The sequence below is a fragment of the Streptomyces sp. NRRL F-5135 genome (genome assembly GCF_000719775.1).
GTDB classification, from domain to species: domain Bacteria; phylum Actinomycetota; class Actinomycetes; order Streptomycetales; family Streptomycetaceae; genus Streptomyces; species Streptomyces hebeiensis.
Window position 1 is genome coordinate 146490 of the sequence record NZ_JOHR01000010.1, and the last position, 25156, is coordinate 171645.

The 25156-nt window shown below is 70.0% G+C and carries 23 protein-coding genes and 1 riboswitch; of the genes, 11 read left to right on the forward strand and 12 right to left on the reverse strand.

Annotated elements, in window-relative coordinates; translation table 11 throughout:
* Positions 1-18 precede the first annotated feature (18 nt).
* The 7 genes from IG02_RS0119565 to IG02_RS0119595 form a co-directional block, all read right to left on the reverse strand.
* Positions 19-1326: a tyrosine-type recombinase/integrase gene (locus IG02_RS0119565; protein ID WP_030749453.1), complete on the reverse strand. Its 1308-nt coding sequence runs from the start codon at positions 1324-1326 to the stop codon at positions 19-21.
* Complete coding sequence (locus IG02_RS36650) at positions 1326-1550, reverse strand: helix-turn-helix domain-containing protein (RefSeq protein ID WP_030749456.1); 225 nt, start codon at positions 1548-1550, stop codon at positions 1326-1328. The genes IG02_RS0119565 and IG02_RS36650 overlap by 1 nt, the downstream gene beginning before the upstream one ends.
* Complete coding sequence (locus tag IG02_RS0119575; RefSeq protein WP_030749458.1) at positions 1550-2995, reverse strand: replication initiator; 1446 nt, start codon at positions 2993-2995, stop codon at positions 1550-1552. Before IG02_RS0119575 ends, IG02_RS36650 begins: the two co-directional genes overlap by 1 nt.
* 146 nt (positions 2996-3141) lie before the next feature.
* A complete protein-coding gene (locus IG02_RS0119580; protein WP_030749461.1) occupies positions 3142-3909 on the reverse strand; it encodes a DUF2637 domain-containing protein in 768 nt (255 codons plus the stop codon).
* Positions 3910-3947: 38 nt separating this feature from the next.
* Positions 3948-5366: an FtsK/SpoIIIE domain-containing protein gene (locus IG02_RS0119585; RefSeq protein ID WP_030749464.1), complete on the reverse strand. Its 1419-nt coding sequence runs from the start codon at positions 5364-5366 to the stop codon at positions 3948-3950.
* A 1-nt stretch (position 5367) separates the two neighbouring features.
* Positions 5368-5505, reverse strand: coding sequence for a hypothetical protein (locus tag IG02_RS41650; protein WP_158712340.1), 138 nt, complete (start codon positions 5503-5505; stop codon positions 5368-5370).
* A 51-nt stretch (positions 5506-5556) separates the two neighbouring features.
* Positions 5557-5910, reverse strand: a complete 354-nt coding sequence (locus tag IG02_RS0119595; RefSeq protein ID WP_051765331.1) for a hypothetical protein — start codon at positions 5908-5910, stop codon at positions 5557-5559.
* Between the two features lie 178 nt (positions 5911-6088).
* On the opposite strand from IG02_RS0119595, the gene IG02_RS42180 reads away from it, so the two are divergent.
* The 4 genes from IG02_RS42180 to IG02_RS39535 all read left to right on the forward strand — a co-directional run bounded on the left by IG02_RS42180 (position 6089) and on the right by IG02_RS39535 (position 10108).
* Positions 6089-6958 (forward strand): winged helix-turn-helix domain-containing protein, encoded by an 870-nt coding sequence (locus IG02_RS42180; RefSeq protein WP_078854621.1) that lies wholly within the window; start codon positions 6089-6091, stop codon positions 6956-6958.
* A gap of 554 nt (positions 6959-7512) precedes the next feature.
* Complete coding sequence (locus IG02_RS0119605; protein WP_030749473.1) at positions 7513-8760, forward strand: helix-turn-helix domain-containing protein; 1248 nt, start codon at positions 7513-7515, stop codon at positions 8758-8760.
* A 157-nt stretch (positions 8761-8917) separates the two neighbouring features.
* Positions 8918-9256 carry a hypothetical protein gene (locus tag IG02_RS0119610; protein ID WP_051765333.1) on the forward strand — a complete coding sequence of 113 codons (339 nt, stop codon included), beginning with the start codon at positions 8918-8920 and terminating at the stop codon, positions 9254-9256.
* Positions 9257-9844: 588 nt separating this feature from the next.
* On the forward strand, positions 9845-10108 hold the full coding sequence (locus IG02_RS39535; RefSeq protein WP_234314828.1) for a DddA-like double-stranded DNA deaminase toxin: 264 nt from the start codon (positions 9845-9847) through the stop codon (positions 10106-10108).
* A gap of 61 nt (positions 10109-10169) precedes the next feature.
* Here IG02_RS39535 and IG02_RS41655 read toward each other — a convergent pair whose 3' ends face one another.
* From IG02_RS41655 to gcvT, 5 genes are all read right to left on the reverse strand, one after another.
* Positions 10170-10856 (reverse strand): hypothetical protein, encoded by a 687-nt coding sequence (locus tag IG02_RS41655; protein ID WP_158712341.1) that lies wholly within the window; start codon positions 10854-10856, stop codon positions 10170-10172.
* 172 nt (positions 10857-11028) lie between these two features.
* Positions 11029-12411: an L-serine ammonia-lyase gene (locus IG02_RS0119615; RefSeq protein ID WP_030749477.1), complete on the reverse strand. Its 1383-nt coding sequence runs from the start codon at positions 12409-12411 to the stop codon at positions 11029-11031.
* 214 nt (positions 12412-12625) lie between these two features.
* Entirely contained in the window at positions 12626-13894 is a 1269-nt protein-coding gene (gene glyA, locus IG02_RS0119620) for a serine hydroxymethyltransferase (RefSeq protein ID WP_030749480.1), read from the reverse strand.
* 145 nt (positions 13895-14039) lie between these two features.
* Positions 14040-14417: a glycine cleavage system protein GcvH gene (gene gcvH, locus IG02_RS0119625; RefSeq protein ID WP_030749481.1), complete on the reverse strand. Its 378-nt coding sequence runs from the start codon at positions 14415-14417 to the stop codon at positions 14040-14042.
* A gap of 167 nt (positions 14418-14584) precedes the next feature.
* Entirely contained in the window at positions 14585-15733 is a 1149-nt protein-coding gene (gene gcvT / locus IG02_RS0119630) for a glycine cleavage system aminomethyltransferase GcvT (RefSeq protein WP_030749484.1), read from the reverse strand.
* 215 nt (positions 15734-15948) lie between these two features.
* Positions 15949-16046, reverse strand: a riboswitch (glycine riboswitch).
* A 547-nt stretch (positions 16047-16593) separates the two neighbouring features.
* On the opposite strand from gcvT, the gene IG02_RS0119635 reads away from it, so the two are divergent.
* From IG02_RS0119635 to IG02_RS0119670, 7 genes are all read left to right on the forward strand, one after another.
* Positions 16594-17301 carry an AAA family ATPase gene (locus IG02_RS0119635; protein WP_030749487.1) on the forward strand — a complete coding sequence of 236 codons (708 nt, stop codon included), beginning with the start codon at positions 16594-16596 and terminating at the stop codon, positions 17299-17301.
* Between the two features lie 128 nt (positions 17302-17429).
* On the forward strand, positions 17430-18161 hold the full coding sequence (locus IG02_RS0119640; RefSeq protein ID WP_030749490.1) for an enhanced serine sensitivity protein SseB: 732 nt from the start codon (positions 17430-17432) through the stop codon (positions 18159-18161).
* A gap of 368 nt (positions 18162-18529) precedes the next feature.
* Positions 18530-19327, forward strand: coding sequence for an enhanced serine sensitivity protein SseB C-terminal domain-containing protein (locus IG02_RS0119645; protein WP_030749493.1), 798 nt, complete (start codon positions 18530-18532; stop codon positions 19325-19327).
* 725 nt (positions 19328-20052) lie between these two features.
* Positions 20053-21051, forward strand: a complete 999-nt coding sequence (locus tag IG02_RS0119655; protein WP_030749495.1) for an ABC transporter permease — start codon at positions 20053-20055, stop codon at positions 21049-21051.
* A gap of 46 nt (positions 21052-21097) precedes the next feature.
* The gene (locus tag IG02_RS0119660) at positions 21098-22855 is read left to right on the forward strand and encodes an ABC transporter substrate-binding protein (RefSeq protein ID WP_030749498.1); all 1758 of its coding nucleotides are present in this window, start codon (positions 21098-21100) and stop codon (positions 22853-22855) included.
* A 147-nt stretch (positions 22856-23002) separates the two neighbouring features.
* Positions 23003-24013, forward strand: coding sequence for an ABC transporter permease (locus IG02_RS0119665; protein WP_030749501.1), 1011 nt, complete (start codon positions 23003-23005; stop codon positions 24011-24013).
* Positions 24010-25140, forward strand: a complete 1131-nt coding sequence (locus IG02_RS0119670; protein WP_051765334.1) for an ABC transporter ATP-binding protein — start codon at positions 24010-24012, stop codon at positions 25138-25140. Before IG02_RS0119665 ends, IG02_RS0119670 begins: the two co-directional genes overlap by 4 nt.
* Positions 25141-25156: the final 16 nt, after the last annotated feature.

A 25156-nucleotide genomic window follows, 5' to 3' on the forward strand; every position in this document is an offset into this window, starting at 1 on the left:
CAGTAGTTGACGGCAACGTCAGCGGACGAGGGCGGCGCAAGGTGGCGGTTCGTCGCCGTCGGAGCGTGCTGTCTTGATGGTCTCCGGACTGCCGAGTGCGGTGCTGAGGGTGTCGATGGCGTGGCGCTGAAGGCGGAGTCGGACGTGGGCGTAGACGGTGGCGGTGACGCCGATGTGGGCGTGGCCGAGGAGTTCCTTGATCACGACGAGTTCGACTCCCTGCTCCAGGAGCAAGGTCGCGGTCGAGTGCCTGAGGTCGTGGAAGCGGATGCGGCGGAGGCCGGCGCGGTGGAGGAGCGTGGTGAAGGTCCGGGTGAGGTTGGTCGGGTCGATCGCTCTGCCCTGGGCAGTGGTGAAGACGTGCCCGCTGTGCTGCCACGCCGTGCCCGCGGCCTCACGTTCGCGCTGCTGCTGTTCATGGTGGAGTTTCAGCGACTGGAGGCAGCGGGCTGGGAGGGCGATGCGGCGTTCGGAGGCCCGCGTCTTGGTGGGCAGCGTGGTGAGCCCGCCTGTGCTGGTGCGCTGGAGTGTGCGGCGGATGGCGGCGGTGCCGGCGTCGAGGTCGAGGTCTTCCCAGCGCAGGCCCAGGAGTTCGCCCTTGCGGAGCCCGGTGTGGAGAGCGAGTTCGAACAGCGCGTGCAGTCGGTGAGCGTGTGCGGTGGTGAGGAGTTGGCGGGCTTCGTCGGCGGTGAGGGGTTCGAAGCGTCGGGGTCGTGGGGTGCCGGTGCGGACGTTGCGGGCGACGTTGCGTGGGATCTCTTCCTCGCGCACCGCGTGCTCCAGGGCGGACTTGAGTACGGAGTGGATGTAGGTGAGCGTCAGCGGGGACAGCAGCTTGCGGCAGCAGGCCCCCGTGGCGCAGCATCGGGGCTGATCACGCCGGGCGTCGATGCCGCGTGCGCAGCACTGGCAGGTGGTGCGGAGCTGGTTGAGCCAGGTGCGGACGTCCTTGGCGGTGAGCTTGGTGAGCTTCTTCTTGCCGAGGCCGGAAATGAGGTACCGGTGTACGCAGGTGGTGTAGCGGGTGTGGGTGTTCTCGCGGAGGTCGTGGACGGCGACGTTCTCCAGCCAGTACGTCAGGTACGCGGCCACGCTGCCCTGCGCGGACGGGACGGGGACGCCGCGGTTGCTGGCGGCGATCTTCTCGGTGAGCTTGGCCAGCGCGTCCTTGCGGGTGGTGCCGTAGACGCGGACGCGGCGACGGGTGTTGCCGGGGGCGAGGACGTATCCGGCGGCCTCCCAGCGGCCGTCCTTGCGCTGGTAGACGGTCCCGTCGCCGTTGGCGCGCACGCGGCGGGAGGCGGGGGTGTCTCGGGGCGTGGTCATCAGGCAGGGTCCTCTTCGAGGCGGGTGCGGACGAAGTCGGCCAGCACGTGGGCGGGGATGCGACGGGCGCGGCCGAGGGTGATCGAGGCGAGCTGGCGGGTGCGGAGCAGGTCGTAGACGGCGGAGCGGCCGAGTTGGAGGCGCGCCATGACCTGCGGCACCGTCAGCAACTCTTCCGCCGTGCTCGGCCCCTGGTGGGGCGGGGCGGGTGCATGCGTGGTCATCAGCAGCCGCCTTCCGCGATGAACTGCCGTGCGAGTTCTCTGCGGTGCCATACGGAGGCGGCAAGGAGGGCCGCGCCGGGGCTGTAGCCGGAGCCGAGGTAGGCCCAGTGGCCGACGACGAGGGTGGTGTCCGGGTCGGGCTTGGGCAGGCCGGCGTGGGTGCGGGCCTGTTCGGTGCGCCAGGCGCGGCGGGCGTCGCGCAATGCGCCGAGGGTGGTGGAGTAGGAGCGGGACTTGGTGGAGAAGTGGCCCCGGAAGCCGAGCATGTGCGCCCACTTCCAGAGCTTCAGGCCAGCGAACTCCGGCAGCCTGCCCAGCTCCCAGCAGGTGCGGATCATCTGCCGCACATGGCGTGCGACCGCGAGCCGTGGCAGTGGGCGGGCCTGTCCGGTGCCGTCGCAGGCGGTGCAGGGGAGCGGGGTTCCGTGGGGCAGGAGGGTGGCGCCGCGTCCCTGGCAGGGGCGGCAGTACAGGGCGCGGTCGAGGGTGCCGGAGGCGTCGGCGGACTTGGTGGCGTACTTGGCCACGTAGGCGGCCACGGCCTGGTCGGTGAAGTCGGCGTCAGCGCCGAAGGCGGCGATCTCGCGTACGTCGAGCTGTTCGCCCCAGGAGAGTTCTCGTTCCCCGACTGCGTCCGACTCGACCGTGACGCGGACCCGTGCGGCGGCGGCCCGTACGGCGTCGGCGAGAACGGCGACGGTGGCGTACGGCGGCGGGGGCTGGCTGGTGCAGTCGGGGCCGTCGAGTCGGATGACGGCGTGGAAGTGGACCAGGCCGCGCTGCTGGTACTCGGCGACCTTGGCGAAGGAGACCCGCAGGACCGCGTGGGCGGCCTTCTGGGTCATGCCGAGTCGGGCGGCGAGCTCCCGGCGCAGGTAGGTGGTGAAGCGGGCCCACAGCGCGGAGGCGTGGGCGTTGAAGAGGACCGCGCCCGCGTAGTCGTACGTTGCCGGGTTCAGGGGCGTACCGAGCAGGGCGTCGGTGGGTTCGTGGAGCTTGCGGCAGCGGCAGGGGCGGATGTCGCCGCCGGGGGTGGTGGGGCGGTTGTGGACGGGGCCGAAGGACGGCGGGGTGAGGGTGACGAAGACGCGGGGGTGGGTGCGGACGGTGTCGGGCACGGTCTTGCCGCCGGAGAGGCCGGCGCGGATGAGGTGGTAGGTGTCGGCGGCGTAGAGGCGGGAGCAGGCCGGGCAGCGGGAGGCGCGGCGGTTCCCGCACGCGGTGAGCAGGCTGCCCGTGGGCTCCTCGGACGTGCTGTAGGCGCGCAGGACCTCGCCGGTCGTGGTGTCGACGGTGGTGGTGCGGCCGGTCAGGCGGACGGGTTCGGTGCAGCCGCCGAGGCGTTCGATCTGCTGGTGTGCGTGGTTAAAGTCGGGGTGGTTCACGAGGTTGAGCAGGTCCCGTACGGCGGGGCTTGCCACGTGGCGCAGGTCCAGGGTGACCATTCGGGGCGTGTCCCTTCTGTCGGGATGGGGCCCCGAGCAGCAACCGGCCACGGTCGTAGGCGTGTTGGTGCTGCTCGGGGCATGACGAACCAGGCCCATCGAGGGCGTGGGTTTCGGAGGGGTGATCCGGCCGGTGGCCGGGTGGCTCAGAGTTGCGCGAGGGCGGCGGTGGCCACCGGCAGGGCGATGCCCATGCGGGTAGCGAGCTGGGCGGCGGTGACCGGTGTTCCGTGCTCGGCGTGGTGGGTGTCCGCGATGCGCCGGGCCGCACTCAGCAGTGCGGCGGGCAGGGCCGGGCGAGGGCCGGTGGCAGGGGCCTTGGCGACGGCCGGGGCGGAGCCGGGCGCCTCCATCACGGCGGGTGCTTCGGCCAGGGTCGGCGCAGGTGTCGCGGTGGGGACCGGTTCAGGGGCCGGGGCCGGGGGCGCGGTCTCGGGAGCGGGCGCGGTAGTGGGCACCGGCTCGGCGATGGGCGCGGGGGCTGGGGTGGTTGTGGTGGCGTCCTCCTGGTGTGCGGCGGTGTGGAAGTGGGCGAGGAAGGTGGGGCCGACGTGGCCCCAGCCCAGGAGTAGGAGCGGGGCGACGGTGTCCAGGCAGGCCCGGCCGTAGCGTCCGGTCAGCAGGGGTTCGGCGGTGTTCAGTGCGAGGGTGAGCAGCCCGCACAGGTGCAGCAGCCGGGTGCCGGCCTTCAGCTCCGCCTTGGGGGCGCCGCGCAGGGCCAGGTACCGGAGCGCGCCCAGGAGGCCGACGACGGACAGGTCCACCATGGGCGCGATCAGCGGCGCGATAGGGCGGGGGACGCCGAGCCGCAGGGCGAGCGCCCAGACGTTCCCGAAGGAGAAGACGAAGGCCAAGACCGCGATGACCGCCATGACCACGGTCACGGTGCGCCGGGTGAACCGTTCCTCCGCCATGCGCGGAACCTCCTCTCAATGCGTGGGATCGGGGGCGTTCAGGGCTTGGACAGGGAGACGACCGGACCGTCCGGCCCGTCGTCGTCGCCGGGGTTCGTGTGGCCGGTGGCGTCGAGGAGGGCATCCAGGCACAGGACAGGGTCGGCGGTCAGATGGGAGGTGGCTTCCGCGATGCGGGCGGCGTCGGTGTCGGAGACGTAGGGGGTGCGGATGCGGGTGAAGCCGGGGCGGCCTTGCATCGCCATCACCGCTACCCCGACATAGGCGGGGTCCTGCAAGGTGACCGGGCTGGCGTCCGGCCAGTTGCGGATGTCGTCGCCCAGCGCGGCCACGGCGGCTTCCACGGTCTTCTGCGCGAACGACAGCCCGACTGGGCACACGTCACGGATGAAGGTCGGGATGGCATCCCCGGTGGTCTTCTGGCTGATCAGGATCACGAGGATGCCGACGCTGCGGCCCTTCTTGACCAGGTCTTCCACCAGGCGGGCGTTCTCCGCCGTCAGCGCGGCCAAACGTTTCGTCTCGGCGTCGCTGCCCTTGTACTCACGGAAGAACGTGTGCGCCTCATCGATGAGCACCACCGTGAGCGGCCAAAGCCGCGAGGGGCCGATGTGCCACATGTTCTTCACGCCCAGCATGTCGCGGATCAGCGAGGACCGACGCCGACGCAGCGCTACCAGGCGCTTGAACAGCGCGTTGGCCTCGTCCAGGTCGTCACCGCAGAATGCGAACATTCGCTTGACCAGATCCGCGTAGTCGCCTTCCTCGGCCCGCGACACCTTCCCGTCGAAGCCCACGATCTGCACGGCCGCCGACGGCGCGAGGTCACAGACGAACTTGTTCACTGCCGAGGTCTTGCCCGCGCCCGGGGTGCCGGCCACGGTCACCCCGGGCACATTTGCCAAGGACACGCACACCGGTGCCGCGTACTCGTCCACGCCCAACTCCCAGCGCGACACCTCCTCCGGCGGGCGGCCGGTGGGACGGTGCTCGGTCGGCGTGGTCAACGGGTCGGAGCGCACGCCACGGATCACCACCCGGCCGGGCCCGTCCGGCAGCACGGAGACCCGCGTGCACCGCCAGGCGTCGGCCAGGAATCGCGCTGCCCTCTGGTACTCCTCCAGACCCACCTGCGGCAGCGTCCTGGCCCGCACGATCACGCCGAACCGGTCCGGCTTGACTTTGATCCTGGGAGTCAGCACCCGGGGCGCGGGGGCAGGACTGTCCTTCTGCGCGGTGATCTGTGCCAGCAGGCCCGGGGTCTTGTCGGTGACCGTCAGTCCGGCCATCCGCGCCAGCCGTACCCAGCCCCAACGCACCCGCATGGCCTGCCGGATGCTGACCCGCGTGCCCCGGTCGGCACGGATATAGCGCACCATTGCCCACAGCAGCCGCGTGCCCGCCAGCACGGCTACGATCAGCAGCACCTGCGGCGCGCGGTCGGTCAGGTCCTCCACGTCAGTCCCCCTCGGTATCGGATATCAGGCGGAGCATCTCGGCCAGGCCCAGCCCGGCCGCGTCCACTGGGGTCAGGCCGAGCCGGGCGAGCACAGCACCGGAGGCGGCGAACGTCGCCTTGCCCTCGGTGCCCGGCAAGGGGCGCAGCGCGTGCAGCCTCCGCTGCGGCCCCCCGGCTGTCGGGTCGGATCACTGGGCCGCCTCCGCCGCGACCAGCTCCAGGCGGGCGGCGCGGTAGGCGATGCCGTCGGAGAGCTGCCCGTTGAAGATCCGCGCCCACGGGGTCGCGAACAACTCCACCGGCCGCACCATCACGCCCGGCTTCAGCCCCGTCGCGAGGCCCGCCTCCGGGACGGTGATCTTCAGGACCTCGGCCCGGCCGTCCTCCATGAGCATCACGGTCACGGTGTACAGCGACGCGCCGGTCTCCCGGTCGGTGGCGACCTCCCCGGTCTGCTGGTCCTTGATCTTCAGCACCGGCTCGGTGCCCGCGATGCACACCGCCGACGGCAGCAGAGCAACACGAATTCGAGACATGGCCATGCCATCACATCCCTTGATCGATAGAGCCGCTTGATCGGCTCGCTAGGAGCATAAGGAGATCATCGCTCAACTTGCAAGGTCGATTAGATCGTGAAGGCGATCAGGTTGTGAGGCGGTCAGGCGGGGAACACGTGGATGTGCCTGTAGCGCTACGGCTGGCTGGCGATACCGTGGTGGCATGACCCTGCCCTTGGACGAGGACTCCCGGCCGCCGTATCTCCAGGCCGCCGAGGCTCTGCGGGACGCGATCTTGAACGGTGAGTTCCGCCCCGGCGAGCGCCTGCCCTCGGCCAACGTGCTGCGGGACCGGTTCGGTGTCTCCAGCTCCACCGTCCAAAACGCCCTGCGTGTGCTCAAGCAGGAAGGGCTCGTCTACTCCCAGCTCGGTCGGGGCAGCTACGTCAGCGCCTCAGCCGGCCAGAGTGCCGGACCAGCTGACGACGACCACGGCGATGCCGAGTCCGAAGGCCCGGACTGGCCGGTCGACCTCATCCACAACGAAGACAGCCGCCCGCCGTACGTTCAGGTGGCCGACATCCTCCGTCGCGAGATCGAGGAAGGCACCTATCCGCCCGGCTCTCAGCTTCCTCCCGCCCGTGAGATCCAGGAGCGATTCCAAGTCGCCAACTCCACCGCACAGAACGCCTACCGGAGCCTCAAGCAGGCAGGACTTGTGTACGCGGTCAAGGGGCGCGGTGTCTTCGTGCGCCAGGCCCCGGAGCCGGGCAAGCACCGCGGGCCGATCACGAACTACCTGCTGCGAGACGAGATCGCCCGCGAGGCCCGTGCGGCTGCCGCCGAGTTCGCCGACCTCAGCGATGACGAGTTGCTGGAGCGGGAAGCGGAGCTGGACCGGCGATGGGTCACGATCCGCGAGGAGCATCAGCGAGTCTTCAACGAGCGCCGGAAGGTAAAACGCGAGAAGAGCCGACGCGGCCTGTTCCTGCCACCCCTCCATGACGACGACACCACGTCGGACGTGTCGCCGAGCCAGAAGCTGGAGGCCGCACTGGCCGAGTCGAGGAAACGCCGGCAGCAGCGCACCTGATCGACAGCCTGACAGATCGACCAGTGGTGAGCTGTTCAGAGTTTCTTTACTTGATCAAGGCGGCCCGCTGGCGCGGGCCGCGCGCGCTCCGGCCCTGCGGGGCCGCCGCCCGCTCCTGTCTCCGCCCCGCTTGCCGTCGGCCCCGCCGGTCCGGGCGCGCAACAGCCGACACAGCGAACCACCTGGGGCTCTGCCCCAGACCCCGGCCCTCCCTCCGAGGGGCAGTGGGGCCGAGTGCGGGTGCGGCTTCGTCGTGGTGAGCGGTCGCGGGTCGCGGGTGGTGTCCCTCGCCGCCCGGTCACCGGAGGCGTACCAGGAACCCCCGGGGGCCGCCAAGGCCGAGCGCACGCGTCACGATGTGAGCCTTGGCGGCCCCCGGAGAACCCTGGTTCGGCGAAGCTGCCCGACCGACGAGGGACCCCACCCGCTCAGGCCCCGGCCTTGCCGGAGCCCGGCCCGCCGCGTAGTGGGGCACCTTTGTGGGCGGGTGCCGACCGGATCACCCCGGTTGATGTGCCGGCCGGGCGTACCGTGGAGTGGGAGGTGGTGAGTTGATGACCACGGAACTGGCTGACAACGTCCGCAAGTACCGGCGTCGCGCGGGGATGAGCCAGGAGGAACTCGCCCACGCCGCAGGTGTATCGCCGGGCACCGTGCGCAAGGCCGAGCAGGGCGGCACCATCCGCATGGAGACCCTGCACACGCTTGCCCGCGCGCTGGGGGTGACCACGGCCGCGCTGATGGCCTCAGACGCACCGGAGCCCGTCGGTCGGGCCGAGGAGCCGAATCGTGTCAACCTGATCCAGCTCCGCGCTGCCCTCACCCCAGCCGTCGGACTCGTGGACCAGGACATCGAAGCCGTGACCGAGGAACCGAACCTGCGCACCTTCCAGCGGATGCTGCTAGACGCACGGGTGTTGTACTTCTCCGATAGCTACAAGAGCGTCGCGGCTCAACTGCCGGGCCTGCTGCGCGATGCAGCTCAAGCCGTCGCCTACTACGACAGTGGGGACGAGCACCGGCAGGCCCTGTTGGCCCGCGCCGAGGCGCTGCGTCTGGCCGGCACCTACCTCACCCAGGTACGGCAGTACGACATCGCGTACGCCGCTGTGCGCGGCGCCATCATGGACGCCCGTCAGGCCGGAGACATGCTCGCGGCGGGCTCCGGTGTCGGCTGCATGTGCTGGCTGCTGGTGAGGCAGGGACGGTTGGACGAGGCGGAACAGGTCGCCGCCCAGAGCATGGACGCGGTGGAGCCGAAGATCACCGGGGCCGAGCCGGACCACTACGCGGTGTGGGGTGGCCTGGCGATGGAGGCCGCCGCCGCAGCCGCGAGGAACAACCGTCCCGACGAGGCGAAGGAGTACCGTCAAGCCGCCCGGGTCGCGGCAACCGCTATCGGGACGGCGCATCGCAACGTCTCCCGGCACTGGTCTGTCTTCGGGCCGGTCACAGCCGCGGTCAAAGCACTCGAAGACGACATGGTGATCGGCGACGCCCGCGCGGTGGTGCGCAAGTCAGGCGAGCAGGAGGAGTTGTCGCCCAAGGCGTGGAAGCGCTTGGGCAGGCCCAGCACTAACGACGGGAACCGCTTCACCCTCGATGTGGCGCGCGCCCACACCCGGACCGGCGACTTGTCAGCCGCCATGGACGAGTTGACCCGTGCCAGGGAAGCCGCCCCGCAGTGGCTGCGGCACCAGAACGGGGCCGCCGAGACCATGCAGGAGATCCTGCGCAAGCGCAAGCGCACCCTCACGACGGAGATGCGCGAAATGGCCGACTACCTGGGCGTTGTCGGGTAGCTGCCACGCAACGTGGCAGTTCGTAAACCAAGAGTCGCGAACTGCCATGGCTCCCACCTGGGGTGACGATCAGCCAGCGCCTACGGTCAGTGTGTCCACCGTCAGTGACCCAGGCCCGGGAGTGCCAGTGAGCCAGCCCAGGAGCGAAGCCGACCGCATGCGCCGCAGAGAGCTGTACGACGCCGCGTCGGGCGGGGGAGGTCCCCGCTTACTGCCGTGGACCAGCCCGGAGGGGAAGCCCTGCTACCTGAGCAGCGACGGCCGGGGTTACCTCTCCACCCTCGCCGACAGCATCGAGACGGTACAGCTCAGCATGGGCCAAGAGCTGTTGGAGTACTCCCGCGATGTCACGTCGCCCGGCGCGAAATCCCTGTCGGCGAGCGAATACCGTTGGTTGGCCTGCCGGTTGGCAGAAGCCCTGGCGGACGCGCTCAGGGTCGCAGACTCGCGCGGACAGCGCATCCCGGGTCAGGAAGAGGCGGCCGAGGATGCCTGACTCTCCGAACGTCGGCGCACCAGCACGCAACGCCTCTCGGGGACGCTACCGCTTCCGCGAGTACCACGTGACCACCGTCCCCGCCCCCCCTGGCGCTACCAGCGTTCGAGGCGGTCTGCGTCACTGGCGAAGAGCGCAACTGCGGCGCCACCTCGGGCACGCTGCACACCCCGGACGAACTCACCCGCTGGATTGCCGGACACTGCGCCCAGAGCGGCCACGAACTGTACGAGCAGACCGTCCGCGCCCTCGTCCGCGCCGAACCCGGCGCATGGCAGTAAAGTCCCCCTGCGCCGACACCACGCCAGCGGCAACGCGACTATGCGGCCCAAGCCGCTGACGGCAGTAGCGACGGCAACAGCCACGGATTTCCACGCACATCCACGGACACCAGCGGACTGCGAAACTGCCGTTGACCTGCGAATATGCAGGTGGAGAGGGGTCGCGTAGCACACGTACTATGTGCTGGCGGGGGCTACGCCGGTCTTGGTTCACAATTCAAATTGTGGCCCGGCACTGAAGGATTTGCAGAAGGACTACCCTCGGCGCACAGTGGGAATCCTTGATGTCGGAAACGATCAGCTTCCGATGATCAGTGGTCCAGGCGGGCAGTCAGGGCTCCTCAAGAATCTTCCGGGCAGGGCGAAGGCCAACGGAGAGCATGTGGAGACGCACGCGGCAGCGTTCTTGCGCATGAACCCAGGCATCAGAAAGGCCGTGCTCTACATCGACTACCCAACGGGGGCGTGTCCAACATGCAAAAGTACCTTGCCTGGCATGTTGCCCAAGGGTACTCAACTGTGGGTGATATCGCCACGAAGGACTGAGAAATTCACCGGACTTCCTGATTGAGTCAAGGGAATTAATTGGCGGCCGATCCGTTGGACCGGCCGCCAATTAATGTTCTGGTTGCCTACCAGGGAAGTGGCTCATCGGTTGTGTAGTCCTGAACCCCAGAGTATGAGCGCCACTTGACTCCTGCTAGGTTCTCTGCCCAAGCAAGATCCCCTGGCGCAATCGCTGCCAGGGTGATGTCCTGGCCTGCCTCAGGGTCGTCGCTCGGGTGGACGAGAGCAAGCCAGCTCTCGCCGATGAGGATTCGTGAACCGGGGGCTGGCCAGTTCCATGCAGGGAAGGGGAATTCACGAACCCCTTCCTGGGACCAGAGCCAATACGCTTGTACTCCTTGCGTGACCTTCGTTGCAGGAGCACCGAGGATGGCTTCCAAGACTGTGGCGTGAATCAAGAATTCTGAGAGCCGCTCGCCGGTCCGCTTCCAAGGGGCCGGTTCGTCGGACGGTTCTCGCTCGTACACGGAGTGATCTTCATCGTTCGGGTCGAATGCCCAAACCCGAGTTCCTTGGTTCTCAACCCAGAACGGAATCTTTCCGTCTTCTACTGCCAGTTCCGTCAGAGGGATGGCGTAGTTGTGTGACGCGATCGCCCCGTCCCACTGGGCGGAGATTTCATGCCACTCGACAAGCTCCCTAGGTGTTTCAGGTGATTCCTCCAATCTCGGATTGGGTGATTTAGGAGCGCCATACCATCTCCGCAGAAAACGCAGTAGGCCCTGATTGTCCGTGGGGGCGAGAGAGGTCATGTGAGACATTATGCGCTACACGCCAGACGGGGCTGGCGATTCAGCCTTCCGAGATGACCGGCCTGCTCGTCGCCACCAGTTACTCGGCGGCCAGCCCGCTGCCTGGCGGGGCCGTCAGATGGGTCAGTCGATTGGGGCATGCGTAGCTATTCGGCCGCTCCGGCGCGGGGGCTCAGCATTCGATGATGTTGACCGCCAGGCCGCCGCGGGCCGTTTCCTTGTATTTGACGGACATGTCCGCGCCCGTGTCCTTCATCGTCTTGATGACCTTGTCGAGGGACACCTTGTGGCTGCCATCGCCGCGCAGGGCCATCTTCGCGGCCGTCACGGCCTTCACCGCGGCCATGCCGTTGCGTTCGATGCAGGGGATCTGGACCAGGCCGCCGACCGGGTCGCAGGTCAGGCCGAGGTTGTGTTCCATGCCGATCTCGGCGGCGTTCTCGACCTGTTCCGGAGTGCCGCCCAGGACCTCGGCCAGGGCGCCGGCGGCCATGGAGCAGGCCGAGCCGACCTCGCCCTGGCAGCCGACCTCCGCGCCGGAGATGGAGGCGTTCTCCTTGAAGAGCATGCCGATGGCGCCGGCCGCGAGGAGGAAGCGGATCACGCCCTCTTCCTTCTCCTCCTCCGTGGCGCCGCCCGCCGCGAAGTTCATGTAGTAGTGCAGGACCGCCGGGATGATGCCCGCCGCGCCGTTGGTGGGGGCGGTCACGACGCGGCCCCCCGCCGCGTTCTCCTCGTTGACGGCCATCGCGTAGAGCGTGATCCACTCCATCGCGTGCGTGCTCGGGGCGCCCTCCGCGCGGAGCTGGCGGGCCGAGTGGGCGGCGCGGCGGCGGACCTTCAGGCCGCCGGGGAGGATGCCCTCGCGGGACATGCCGCGCGAGACGCAGGCGCGCATCACCTGCCAGATCTCCAGCAGCCCGGCCCGGATCTCGTCCTCCGTGCGCCACGCCTTCTCGTTCTCCAGCATCAGCGCGGGGATCGACAGGCCCGTCTCGCGCGCCAGCCGCAGCAGCTCGTCGCCGGTGCGGAACGGGTACTTCAGGACGGTGTCGTCCAGCTTGATCCGGTCCTCGCCCACGGCGTCCTCGTCCACCACGAAGCCGCCGCCCACCGAGTAGTACGTCTTCTCCAGCAGTGTGCCGCCCTCGGCGTCGTGGGCGCGGACCGTCATGCCGTTCGCGTGGTACGGCAGCGCCTTGCGCCGGTGCAGGACGACGTCCTTGTCGGCGTCGAAGGCGATCTCGTGCACGCCCAGCAGGTTCAGCCGGCCGCCGGCGCGGATGGCCTCGATCCGATCGTCGGCGCCCTCCACGTCCACCGTCCTCGGCGACTCGCCCTCCAGGCCGAGCAGGACCGCCTTCGGGGTGCCGTGGCCGTGGCCGGTCGCGCCGAGCGAGCCGTACAGCTCGGCCCGTACGGACGCGGTGTGCGCGATCAGGCCCTCGTTCTTGAGCCTGGCGGCGAAAAGCCGGGCCGCGCGCATCGGGCCGACCGTGTGCGAGCTGGACGGGCCGATGCCGACCGAGAACAGGTCGAAGACCGAGATGGCCACGGGATGACTCCTTGCTGGTGGGTGGGACGCCGCCGGCCGCGGGGGTGGTGCGGCCCGGCGGGTGCCGGTCGGTGCGTGTGCCGCGCGGACCGGGTGTGGTGCCGCACCGACCGGGTGGCGCCGCATCGACCGGGTGACGCCGCATCGACCGGGTGACGCCGTGCGGACCGGGTTACGGTCCGCACGGCGCGCGGCTGCTGCTACCGCCCGCCGGTCACAGGTTCGGGTACAGCGGGTGCTTCTCGGCGAGCGCGGTGACCCGGGCCGCCAGCGCCTCGCGGTCGAACGACGGCTTCAGCGCCGCCGCGATGATCTCCGCGACCTCGGTGAAGTCCTCGGCCGTGAAACCGCGGGTGGCCAGCGCCGGGGTGCCGATGCGCAGACCGGAGGTGACCATCGGGGGGCGGGGGTCGTTCGGGACGGCGTTGCGGTTGACCGTGATCCCGACCTCGTGCAGCCGGTCCTCGGCCTGCTGCCCGTCCAGCTCCGAGTTCCGCAGGTCCACGAGGACCAGGTGGACGTCCGTACCACCGGACAGGACGGACACGCCCGCCTCGGCGACGTCCGGCCGGCCCAGGCGCTCGGCGAGGATCCGGGCGCCCTCCAGCGTGCGCTGCTGGCGCTCCTTGAACTCCTCCGAGGCCGCCACCTTGAACGAGACCGCCTTGCCCGCGATGACATGCTCCAGCGGGCCACCCTGCTGACCGGGGAAGACCGCGGAGTTGATCTTCTTCGCCAGCTCCTTCGTGGAGAGGATCACGCCGCCACGCGGACCGCCGAGCGTCTTGTGCGTCGTGGTGGTGACGACATGGGCGTGCGGCACCGGGTTGGGGTGCAGACCGGCCGCGACCAGCCCGGCGAAGTGCGCCATGTCGACCATCAGGTACGCGCCGACCTCGTCCGCGATCCGGCGGAAGGCCGCGAAGTCCAGCTGGCGCGGGTACGCGGACCAGCCGGCGACGATCAGCTTCGGCCGGGACTCCTTGGCGAGGCGCTCGACCTCGGCCATGTCGACCTGGCCGGTCTCGTCGTCCACGTGGTAGGCGACCACGTTGTAGAGCTTGCCGGAGAAGTTGATCTTCATGCCATGGGTCAGATGGCCGCCGTGCGCCAGGTTCAGGCCCATGATCGTGTCACCGGGGGACAGCAGCGCGAACATCGCGGCCGCGTTCGCCTGGGCGCCCGAGTGCGGCTGTACGTTCGCGGCCTCGGCGCCGAAGAGCGCCTTGACGCGGTCGATCGCGATCTTCTCGACGACGTCGACGTGCTCACAGCCACCGTAGTAGCGGCGGCCCGGGTAGCCCTCGGCGTACTTGTTGGTCAGCACGGAGCCCTGCGCCTCCATGACCGCGACCGGAGCGAAGTTCTCCGAGGCGATCATTTCGAGGGTGGACTGCTGACGGTGGAGTTCGGCGTCGACGGCGGCGGCGACGTCGGGGTCGACCTCGTGGAGCGAGGCGGTGAGAAGCGGCTTCGAAGACATCTCAGTCCCTGGGTGTCTGAATGCTGATGCTGATGGGTACCGGGGGCGATCGGCGGTCGCCGCCGCGCCGGGGCGGTGGGCTGCCGCGGTCGGCCGGCGTGGTCGGCTGACCGCGACGGCTGTCGCGGCCGGCCGTCCGTCGCGGTCAGCCGTTGGAGAACTCCGTGTACGCGTCGGCGGAGAGCAGGTCCTCCGGCTCCTCGGCGACGCGCACCTTGAACAGCCAGCCGCCCTCGAAGGGAGCGGTGTTCACCAGCGACGGATCGTCCACGACGTCCTGGTTCGCCGCGGTGACCTCGCCGGTCACCGGGGAGTACAGATCGCTGACGGACTTGGTCGACTCCAGCTCGCCGCAGGTCTCGCCCGCGGTCACCGTGTCGCCCACCGCCGGGAGCTGGGCGAACACGACGTCACCGAGGGCGTTCGCCGCGAACTCCGTGATGCCGACCGTCGCCACGCCGTCCTCGGCGGCCGACAGCCACTCGTGCTCCTTGCTGTAACGAAGCTGCTGGGGGTTGCTCATGACCTGAATTCTCCTGTACGCGGGGGTGTGGTGCGGAACTACGGAACGGCTGTCTCACGAACCGAGACGACGACCGACCTGTCGGCCGGTATCGGCGGCCACGAGGGACACGGCGCCGGCCGCGGGCGTCGTGCGCGTGCACGGCCGCGGTGTCGTCGGTCGCAGTGTCATGTGCGGCGCTTGTAGAACGGCAGTGCCACGACCTCGTACGGCTCGTGCGAGCCGCGGATGTCGACCGTGACGCCCGCCGTGCCGGGGGCGGCGTGCGCGGCGTCCACGTACGCCATGGCGATCGGCCGGCCCAGCGTGGGGGAGGGGGCGCCGGAGGTGACCACGCCGACGGTCGCGCTGCCGGACATCACGTGGTACCCGGAGCGCGGCACCCGGCGCCCCTCGGCGACCAGGCCGACCAGCTTGCGCGGCGGGGAGACCGCCGCGAGCTCGGCCGCGGTCGCGAGGGCCATCCGGCCGACGAACTCGCCGCCGTTCGTCGTCTTCTCGAACTTGACCACCCGGCCGAGGCCCGCGTCGAAGGGGGTGAGATGGGTGCCCAGCTCGTTCCCGTACAGCGGCATGCCGGCCTCCAGCCGCAGCGTGTCCCGGCAGGAGAGGCCGCAGGGGACCAGGCCCACGCCCTCGCCGGCCTCGGTCAGCGCCCGCCACAGCCGCTCGGCGTGCTCGGGCGCGACGAACAGCTCGAAGCCGTCCTCGCCCGTGTAGCCGGTGCGCGCGATCAGCGCGGGGACGTCCGCGACGGTGCCGGGCAGGCCCGCGTAGTACTTCAGGCCGTCCAGATCGGCGTCGGTGAGCGAGGCCAGGATGCCGGGGGACTCGGGGCCCTGGACGGCCAGCAGCGCGTACGCGTCACGGTCGTCGCGGACCTCGGCGTCGAAGCCGGCCGCGCGCTCGGTCAGCGAGTCGAGCACGGTCTGCGCGTTGGAGGCGTTGGCGACGACCAGGTACGTCTCGTCGCCGAGGCGGTAGACGATCAGGTCGTCCAGGATGCCGCCGTCCTCCTGGCAGATCATGGTGTAGCGGGCCCGGCCGACGGCGAGGGCGCCGATGTTGCCGACCAGCGCGTAGTCGAGGAGCGTGGCGGCGGCGGGGCCGGTGACGGTGATCTCGCCCATGTGGGAGAGGTCGAACAGGCCGGCCTTCGTACGGACCGCCTGGTGCTCGTCCCGCTCGCTGCCGTACCGCAGGGGCATGTCCCAGCCCGCGAAGTCGGTCATGGTCGCGCCCAGCGCGCGGTGCACGGCGTCGAGCGCCGTCCTGCGGGGGGTACGGGGAGTCGGGCTCGGGGGGACAGTGCTCATCGGTGGGGCTCCCAGGGCGTGAGGCGAGAGTCGGGATGACGGGCGACGGGGCGACAGGGTGCGATCGGCCCTCCCCATCTGTCATCGGAACCTGAGAGGTTCGTCACGACCACGGGGACACACGTCGTGTACGTCGGACACGTACACCGTCGCGGGGCGGCGTGACTTGCACCTTGGGTGGGGCCACGAGAGCGCGGCCCGCTTTTCAGATCTGCCTCATCCACGCGGTACGGGGCCTGAGAGATTCAAGGGAGGTACTTGCTCCTTCGGCGCCCGGCGCACACGGCGACCGGGACTCTCCCGCGTGGATTCAAACGGCCGGTATGCAGTTGGCGGGCACATCATCGCATGTGCGCGGACGGTGTGGTGAGGCCGGTGGGAAACGGTCGGAATCCGCCGGTCGGCGGGGGCGGCGCGAGGCGGTGGGCCGGCGGGAGCCCGGCGGGTACCCGGTGGGAACCACGGACGGCGGACCGGCGTGTGGAACCGTGCGAGGTGTTCCTGGCATACGGGCGCCACGTCCGGAAAGGGTTGTGGCGCATTGCCATTTCTTTACACTTTCGGGGAAGGGTTCTGGGGACCAGGTCGACTGAGCTGACAGGGGGACGGCGATGATGTCGCAGGGGTCCGGCGCGTATGTGACGGAGGCGGGGGCCGAGGAGGGCGCTGAGGCGGAGACGGACGCGGGGGACGCGGCGGACGGGGCGCCGGCGGGGGGCGTCGGTGTGCCGGTGGCCTCCGGGGGGCGGCCCGCACAGGGCGCGCAGGGCGTGAAGGCCGTGCTGTCCGCGCCGCTGCCAGCGCCGTCCGCTGCCGCGTCGTCCGGCGAGGTGCCGTCCGCTGCCGCGTCGTCCGCCGCGGTGCCGTCCGCTGTCGCCTCGCCCGCCGCGGTGCCGTCCGCTGTCGCCTCGCCCGCAGCCGCGCCGGGGGGCGCCGGGCGGTCCGAGGGCGTGCCGGCCGTGGTCCGGGACCTGCGCGGAAGCGGGGGACAGGGCCGACGCGGCGGACGGAGCGGACGGCCGAAGGGACTGGCGTTCGCGCAAGGGGACCTGGTCGTGGTCTCCGGTCTGCCGGGCAGCGGGAAATCGACGCTGATCCGGCGGGCGGCCGAGGGGCGTGCCATCGATTCCCAGGACACCAGGGACCGCTGGGAGCGGCGCCTGCCGGCCGTGCTGCCGTACGCGGTCTACCGCCCCCTGGTCCGGGTCGCCCACTACGCGAGGCTGTGGCGCGCGCTGCGCTCGGGCGGGAGCGTCGTCGTGCACGACTGCGGCACGCAGTCGTGGGTACGGCGCTGGCTCGCCCGCGAGGCCCGTGCGCGCGGGTCCCGCCTGCACCTCGTCCTGCTGGACGTCCCCGCGGAGGTGGCCCGCGCGGGGCAGCGGGAGCGTGGCAGAGGTGTCTCCGGTTACGCCTTCGCCCGCCATCGCGGCGCGGTCGGCCGTCTCCTGGCGGACGCGGAGGAGGGCCGCCTGCCGCCCGGCTGCGCCTCGGCCGTGCTCCTGGACCGGGCCTCGGCGACGGCCTTGGCGCGCATCATGTTCCCGGCCCCGGGCACGCGGCGGTGAACGAGGCGGACAGTGGGGCGGTCAGCGGGGCGGTGTGGTGCGGACGCCAGGCCCCCGTCGGGTGGCTGCACCGCTCGCACGCGCGGCGTTAGGGTGCTCCGGCAGGTTTCGGCGCGGAGGGGTAAACAGTGAACACAGCGTGGCCGGGCAACGAGTTGGAAGAGGTACTGGTCGCCTCGCTCGGCAGTGACGCGGCGGGCGGACGGCTCGTCGAAGTGCTCGGACGGAGTCGGATCTGGGTGCCGCTGCCCAACGGCGGTGGTCCCGACAGCCGCAGTCTCGACCTGCCGACGGTCGACATCGGCGGCGCCGCGTACGTGCCGGTGTTCAGCTCGGAGGAGCAGTTCCGCCAGTGCGTGGGCCCCCACATGTCCTTCACCGTGGCCCCGGCCCGGGACTTCGCCCGTGGCCTGCCCCCGCAGCTCGGAATCGCGGTCAATCCCGGCGGCGCCGTCGGCGTGCCGCTGCCTCCCGGGGCCGTCGCCGAGCTGTGCCGGGTCGGGCGGACGCCGCTCGACGGTCCGGCCAGCGGCGGCCGGGTGCGGCTCTTCGAGCCGGACTGGCAGGAGGACCCGGTCGACTTCCTCTCCGCCGCCGCGGCCGAGTTCGAGGCGACCGGGATGGTGGTCAGCGCCCGCCGTGCCCTCGCCAGCGTCGAGGGGGAGACGCCGGTCCTGGTCGTCGGCGTCCAGCTCTCGTCCTGGGAAGCGGGCGACCGCAACGCCCCGATGGACGCGCTCGGCCGCGCGCTCGGCCGGGCGCAGGCCGCCTGGCCGGTCAACCTGGTCCTGCTGGACCTGGCCCAGGACCCGGTCGCCGACTGGCTGCTGGCGAAGGTGCGGCCCTTCTACCAGCGTTAGCCTCGGACAAGGCGGTCGTACGGCGAGGGGGCGTACGGCGAGGGGGCGTACGGCGCGGAGGTGGCCGCCTCGGGGAGGAATCGCGTAGATCCTGCGAAGGTATGGACCGCTTCCGGACTCCGTCACGGATACCGTCACGCATCGCGGGTACGTGTGCGGCGGACCGTCGGTCCCGTTCCGCCTACGCGGCGGGCGCATCCGGCGTCAAGTCGGTGCCGTGAGGGCCGCCTAAGCTGGTTTCATGACGGGGGAGTGCCGCGAAAGCGGTGCCGCCGCGCCGTACACCTTGGGGACTCCTGCCGTCGTGCGGGCCGGCGGAGGCCCCCGCGGGGGCGGACATGGTGGAACGAAGAGGGGCGGGACCCAGAGTGAGCGCGTCAGGCACCGCGGCGGCCGGGCAGGTCGAGCACATGCTGCGCCAGGTGACCCCAGGCCGCTACGACGCGTACGAGGCGCTCCTGCACGCCCTCGCCGACGGCGGCGTCTGGATGCTGCTCTGGCACGGCCAGGCCGGCTCCCCCGACGCCCAGTACGGGAACATGGAGGTCGACGGGCTGGGTTACGCCCCCTGCGTCACCTCCGGGCAGGAGCTCGCCGCCAGTGGCTGGACCCGGGCGCACGAGATCGTCTCCGGCCGGGACATCGCCCGGATCCTCTATCCCGACCGGTGGGGGATCTGGCTCAATCCGCACGCCGCCGGCGGTGGCGTCGGCATCCCGTGGCTCGATCTGCGCCGTATCGCCACCGGCCTGGACCGGATGCCCGCCGGGCCGCTGCGGCTGTCCGAGCCGGCCATCCAGCTGCCGCAGTTCTACGCCCTGCTCACCCAGAACGCGCACCGCACGCCCGCCGTCCGCTCGTTGCGCCGCGCCTGGGTGCAGCCGTCGCTCGGCGCCCCGTACCTGGCGATCGGCCTCGACCTGTACGACACGAGCCCGGCGTCCGTCGACTCCGTGCGCTCGATGATGAGCCAGTCCGTCTCGGCGGTGCCGGACGGACTGCCCGTCTCCACCGTCGCGATGTCCGACGAGTACGACCCGGTCACGATGTGGCTGCGGGCCAACTCCCGGCCGTTCTACGACCGCGAGGCGCATGTCGCGCCCGCGCCCGCCGCCGCGCCCGCCCCGGGCTACGGCTACCCGCCGCCCGCGTCACACGCGTTCTGAGCCCGGGGCCGCGGGCGCCCGGAGCCGCCTCGCTCGGGCCCTCGCCCCGGTTCCTTGACCCCACCGGGGCCTTGGAGCGTCCCGCCCCTCGGCCCTCCGCCCCTCGGCGTCCGGCCTCTCGGCGTGCCGCCCTCGGGTTCGCTCCCCGATGTCCGCTCCCCGCGCCGGGGGGTTCCTGTCGCGCGATCCGGGCCCGTTCCGGCGTGGCGAGGACGCCGTTCCGGCCCCGCGGCCCCTCCACACGTACCGCTCCCGCAACGTACATTTTGAGCCGCGTCCCGACCCGCACACCGCACCCGTGCGCCGATGGTCCGGACCACATGCCTCGGGCACTCACGGCGGCGACGCGATGGCTGGGCGTCACGTAAAAGGCCGTCAGGCGCAGTAATTCGCCCCTTTTTCAGGCTCTCTGGATATATCTGCGCCGGATGTTTGATGTGGGGGAATAGTGGCCGGGTTGGTCCGCTGACGTGATTTCCACGTCCGCATAACGGTAATCCTCTGATCGCATCACGGTTGGGCAACCATTCCCCGTGAGGGCTGGCGGGTGATCGCGCCGTGGCAGAAGACTCCGTCAAGCAAGTTGTCCCGGCCTTGTGTGCGACGCGCTGACAGAACACAGTTCCCGCCGTGGTGGGGTCACTTGCTCCACACGGACAGCGAACGAGCCGCTACAGCGGCGGTCATGGGCCGGCCACCGTCGGCCGAGAGGGGTCTCCAGCGTAATGACGGCACCTATCGAGACCACCGGGTCGGCGGCCACGGCGCAGCCGGAAGCGGTCCTGGAGGGCGCCGGGAGCAAGCAGATCGAGGGCCGCTCGCTCGGCCGGATCGCGTGGACGCGGTTCAAGCGGGACAAGGTCGCCATGGCCGGCGGCGTGGTCGTGGTCCTGCTGATTCTCGTCGCCGCGCTCTCCAAGCCGATCCAGGCGGTCTTCGGGCTCGACCCCAACGCCTTCAACCAAGATCTGGTCGATCCCACCCTCCTGGCCCCCAAGGGCAGCTTCGGCGGCATGAGCTGGGACCACCCGCTCGGCGTCGAGCCGCAGACCGGCCGCGACATCCTGGCCCGCATCATCGAGGGCTCCTGGGTCTCGCTCGTGGTCGCCGCCGGCTCCACGCTGCTGTCGGTGGTGATCGGCGTGATCATGGGCGTCGTGGCCGGCTTCTACGGCGGCTGGGTGGACAGCGCGATCAGCCGGATGATGGACACCTTCCTGGCGTTCCCGCTCCTCCTCTTCGCGATCTCCATCTCGGCCTCCCTCCAGGGCAACGCGTTCGGCCTGGAGGGCCTGCCGCTGCGGATCGCCGTGCTGATCTTCGTCATCGGCTTCTTCAACTGGCCGTACATGGGGCGGATCGTGCGGGCGCAGACGATGAGCCTGCGGGAGCGGGAGTTCGTGGAGGCGGCCAGGTCGCTGGGCGCGCGCGGCCCGTTCATCCTCTTCCGCGAGCTGCTGCCCAACCTGATCGCGCCGATCCTCGTCTACTCGACGCTGCTGATCCCCACCAACATCCTCTTCGAGGCGTCCCTGAGCTTCCTCGGCGTCGGCATCGCGCCGCCGCAGGCGTCCTGGGGCGGCATGCTCTCCACCGCGGTGGACCTGTACCAGGTCGACCCGATGTTCATGATCATCCCCGGCATGGCGATCTTCATCACCGTGCTGGCCTTCAATCTGCTGGGGGACGGGCTGCGTGACGCGCTCGACCCGCGTGGCAAGTAATCGCGGCCCTGCCGCAACCGGTCAACCGAGGGGGCTTTCCTCAGAGATGAACAACAGAAAGACGGCATCGGCCATCGCCGTGACGCTCGCGTTGGCCCTGGGTGCCACCGCCTGCGGGAGCAGCGACAAGGACAGTGACGGCAAGGGTGGCGGCTCCGCCAAGGCCGACGCCGGGCTGACCGGCATCGTCAACGCGTCGGACAAGAAGGGGGGCACGGTCACCTACGAGCACTCCAGTGGCCCCGACTCCCTGGACCCGGGCAACACGTACTACGGCTGGGTGCAGAACTTCTCCCGGCTCTACGCGCGTTCCCTGGTCACCTTCAAGCCCGCCGCGGGCAAGGAGGGCCTGCAGGTCGTCCCCGACCTCGCGACCTCGCTCGGCAAGGCCAGCCCCGACGCCAAGACCTGGACGTACACGATCCGCAAGGGCGTGAAGTTCGAGGACGGCACGGAGATCACGGCGAAGGACGTCAAGTACGCCGTCGAGCGCTCCAACTTCGCGCCCGAGGCCCTGTCCAACGGCCCCACGTACTTCAAGGCCTACCTGGAGGGTGGCGACAAGTACAAGGGTCCGTACAAGGACAAGTCCGAGGCGGGCATCAAGTCCATCGAGACCCCGGACGACTACACGATCGTCTTCAAGCTGGCCAAGCCGTTCGCGGACATGGACTACCTCGCGGCCTTCTCGCAGACGGCCCCGGTGCCGCGGAAGTCCGACAAGGGCGCCGAGTACGTCCAGAAGATCGTCTCCTCGGGCCCGTACAAGTTCGACTCGTACAGCGAGAGCCGGGGCGCGACGCTGTCGCGCAACCCGCAGTGGGACCCGAAGTCGGACCCGATCCGCAAGGCGCTGCCCGACAAGATCGAGCTGAAGTTCAACGTCAACGCCACCACGGTCGACGAGCACCTGCTGGCCGACACGAGCACGGCGGACATCGCGGGCACCGGCCTCCAGTCGAAGACCCAGCCGAAGGTTCTCGTCAAGCCCGCCGAGAAGGCCAAGACGGACAACCCGTACGCGGGTGCCACGCAGTACCTGGCGCTGAACGTCAACGTCGAGCCCTTCAACAACGCCGACTGCCGCAAGGCCGTGCAGTACGCCGCGGACAAGGCCGGCATGGTCAACGCCATCGGCGGCGAGGTCAAGGGCGAGGTGGCCACCACGCTGATCCCGCCGTCCGTGAGCGGGTACACGAAGTTCGACACGTACCCGTCCGCGGGTGGCAAGGGCGACGCGGCCAAGGCCAAGGAGCACCTGACCAAGTGCGGTAAGCCGAACGGCTTCAAGACCGTGCTGACCGCGCGCTCCGACCGTCCCGACGAGGTCACCGCCGCCACCCAGCTCCAGGAGAGCCTGAAGAAGGTCGGCATCACCGCCGAGATCAAGACCTTCCCGGCGGACAAGTACTTCACCGACTTCGCGGGCTCGCCCAAGTGGGTGCACGACAACAAGGCCGGCATGATGATGATGGCCTGGGGCGCCGACTGGCCGTCGGGCTTCGGCTACCTCGACCAGATCGTCAACGGTTCGGCGATCAAGCCCTCGGGTGGCACCAACCTGATGGAGCTGGACGACCCGAAGATCAACAAGGCGCTTCAGGACGGCATCGGCACCATCGACGACGCTCAGCGCCAGGCCAAGTGGGGCGAGGTCGACAAGCTGGTCGCCGAGAACGCGTCCGTCGTGCCGCTCTTCTACAAGAAGAACCTGCTCTACCGTCCCGAGTCCGCCACCAATGTGACGGTCGCCGAGGCGTACCTGGGCATGTACGACTACGTGCTGATGGGCTCGGCCAAGTAAGGGCCGGCTCGGCCGGGCAACGGCCGTTCCGTCATCCGTACTTCTCGTAACACGCACCTGTACATCAATCAGCACCCCCCGAAAGGCAGGTGAAGGTGTCGGGTCGTGCGGGCGTATCCCGCCCGCACGACCCGACACCGCACGGCTGTGGCTGCGTACATCATCCGACGCGTCTTCGCCGCGGTGTTGCTGCTGCTGGTGGTCAGCGCAGTCACGTTCGCGATCTTCTTCCTGGTCCCCCGCCTCGGCGGGCAGACCATCGACTCGCTGGCCGCCCAGTACGTGGGCAAGGGCGCCGATCCCGACGCCATCGCCGCGATCAAGAAGAACCTGGGGCTCGACCAGCCCGTCTACCTCCAGTACTGGCACTTCGTCAAGGGCATCGTGGTGGGCGCCGAGTACAACTTCGGCCCCAACCCCTCGGTGTGCCACGCACCGTGCTTCGGCTACTCGTTCAAGACGCACGTCGAGGTCTGGCCGGAGATCCTCCAGCGCGTTCCGGTCACGCTCTCGCTGGCCGTCGGCGCGGCGGTCATCTGGGTCCTGTCCGGTGTCGCCATCGGCGTGCTCTCCGCGCTGAAGCGGGGAACGATCCTCGACCGCATCGCCATGGCCGTCGCCCTGGCCGGCGTCTCGCTGCCGATGTTCTTCACCGGTCTGGTCTCGCTGGCCCTGTTCGGCTACCACTGGACGATCTGGCAGAACCTGGAGTTCGTCCCGTTCACCGAGAACCCCGGTGAGTGGGCCTGGAACCTGATCCTCCCCTGGTGCACGCTCGCCTTCCTGTACTCCGCGCTCTACGCCCGGCTCACCCGGGCCGGGATGCTGGAGACGATGGGCGAGGACTACATCAGAACCGCGCGGGCGAAGGGCCTTCGGGAGCGTCAGGTGGTCGTCAAGCACGGCCTGCGCGCCGCGCTCACGCCTCTCGTCACCATCTTCGGCATGGACTTCGCGCTGCTGCTGGGCGGCGCGGTCATCACCGAGACGGTCTTCTCCTTCCAGGGCATGGGGCAGTACGCCATCACAGGAGTGAAGAGCAGCGACCTGCCCATCGTCATGGGCGTGACCCTGGTCGCCGCCTTCTTCATCGTTGTCTGCAATCTGCTGGTGGACCTCGTGTACGCCGCGATCGACCCCCGGGTGAGGCTCTCATGAGCAACGTGCGCAAGACGGACACGGACACCGGCAAGGGAACGGACACCGGTACGGGCGCGGCCTCGGGTTCGGAGACGGCCGCCGCGAAGCCCGCGGGCGCCCCCGCCGACGCGTTCCTGTCCGTACGGGACCTGCGTATCCACTTCGACACCGACGACGGCCTAGTCAAGTCCGTCGACGGCGTCAGCTTCGACCTCAAGGCCGGCCAGACCCTCGGCGTCGTCGGCGAGTCCGGCTCCGGCAAGTCCGTGACCTCCCTCGGGATCATGGGTCTGCACAACTCCCAGCGCGCCCGGATCTCCGGTCAGATCTGGCTGGACGGCGAGGACCTGGTCGAGGCCGGCCCGGACCGGGTGCGCGAGCTGCGCGGCCACAAGATGGCGATGATCTTCCAGGATCCGCTGTCGGCCCTGCACCCGTACTACAGCGTCGGCGCGCAGATCGTGGAGGCGTACCGCGTCCACAACGCCGTCGACAAGAAGACCGCGAAGAAGCGGGCGATCGAGATGCTCGACCGGGTCGGGATCCCCGAGCCGGCCCGGCGCTTTCACGACTACCCGCACCAGTTCTCCGGCGGCATGCGCCAGCGCGCGATGATCGCGATGGCGCTGGTGAACAACCCCGAACTGCTGATCGCCGACGAGCCGACGACCGCCCTGGACGTGACCGTCCAGGCGCAGATCCTCGACCTGATCCGGGACCTCCAGAAGGAGTTCCACTCGGCGGTCGTCATCATCACCCACGACCTGGGCGTCGTCGCCGAGATCGCGGACGAACTGCTGGTGATGTACGCGGGCCGGTGCATCGAGCGCGGCCCCGCGGAGAAGGTCTTCTACCAGCCCCAGCACCCCTACACCTGGGGCCTGCTGGGCTCGATGCCCCGGATCGACCGGGAGCAGACCGACCGGCTCGTCCCCGTCAAGGGCACCCCGCCCAGCCTGATCAACGTCCCGTCCGGCTGCGCCTTCCACCCGCGCTGCCCGTACGCCGACGTGCCCAAGGACAACATCACCCGCACCGAGCGTCCGGAGCTGCGGCTGGTCACGGACGGACACCACTCCGCGTGCCACATGTCGCCCGCGGAGCGGGAACGGATCTGGACCGAAGAGATTGCGCCGAAGCTGTGACTGAGCCGAAGAAGAC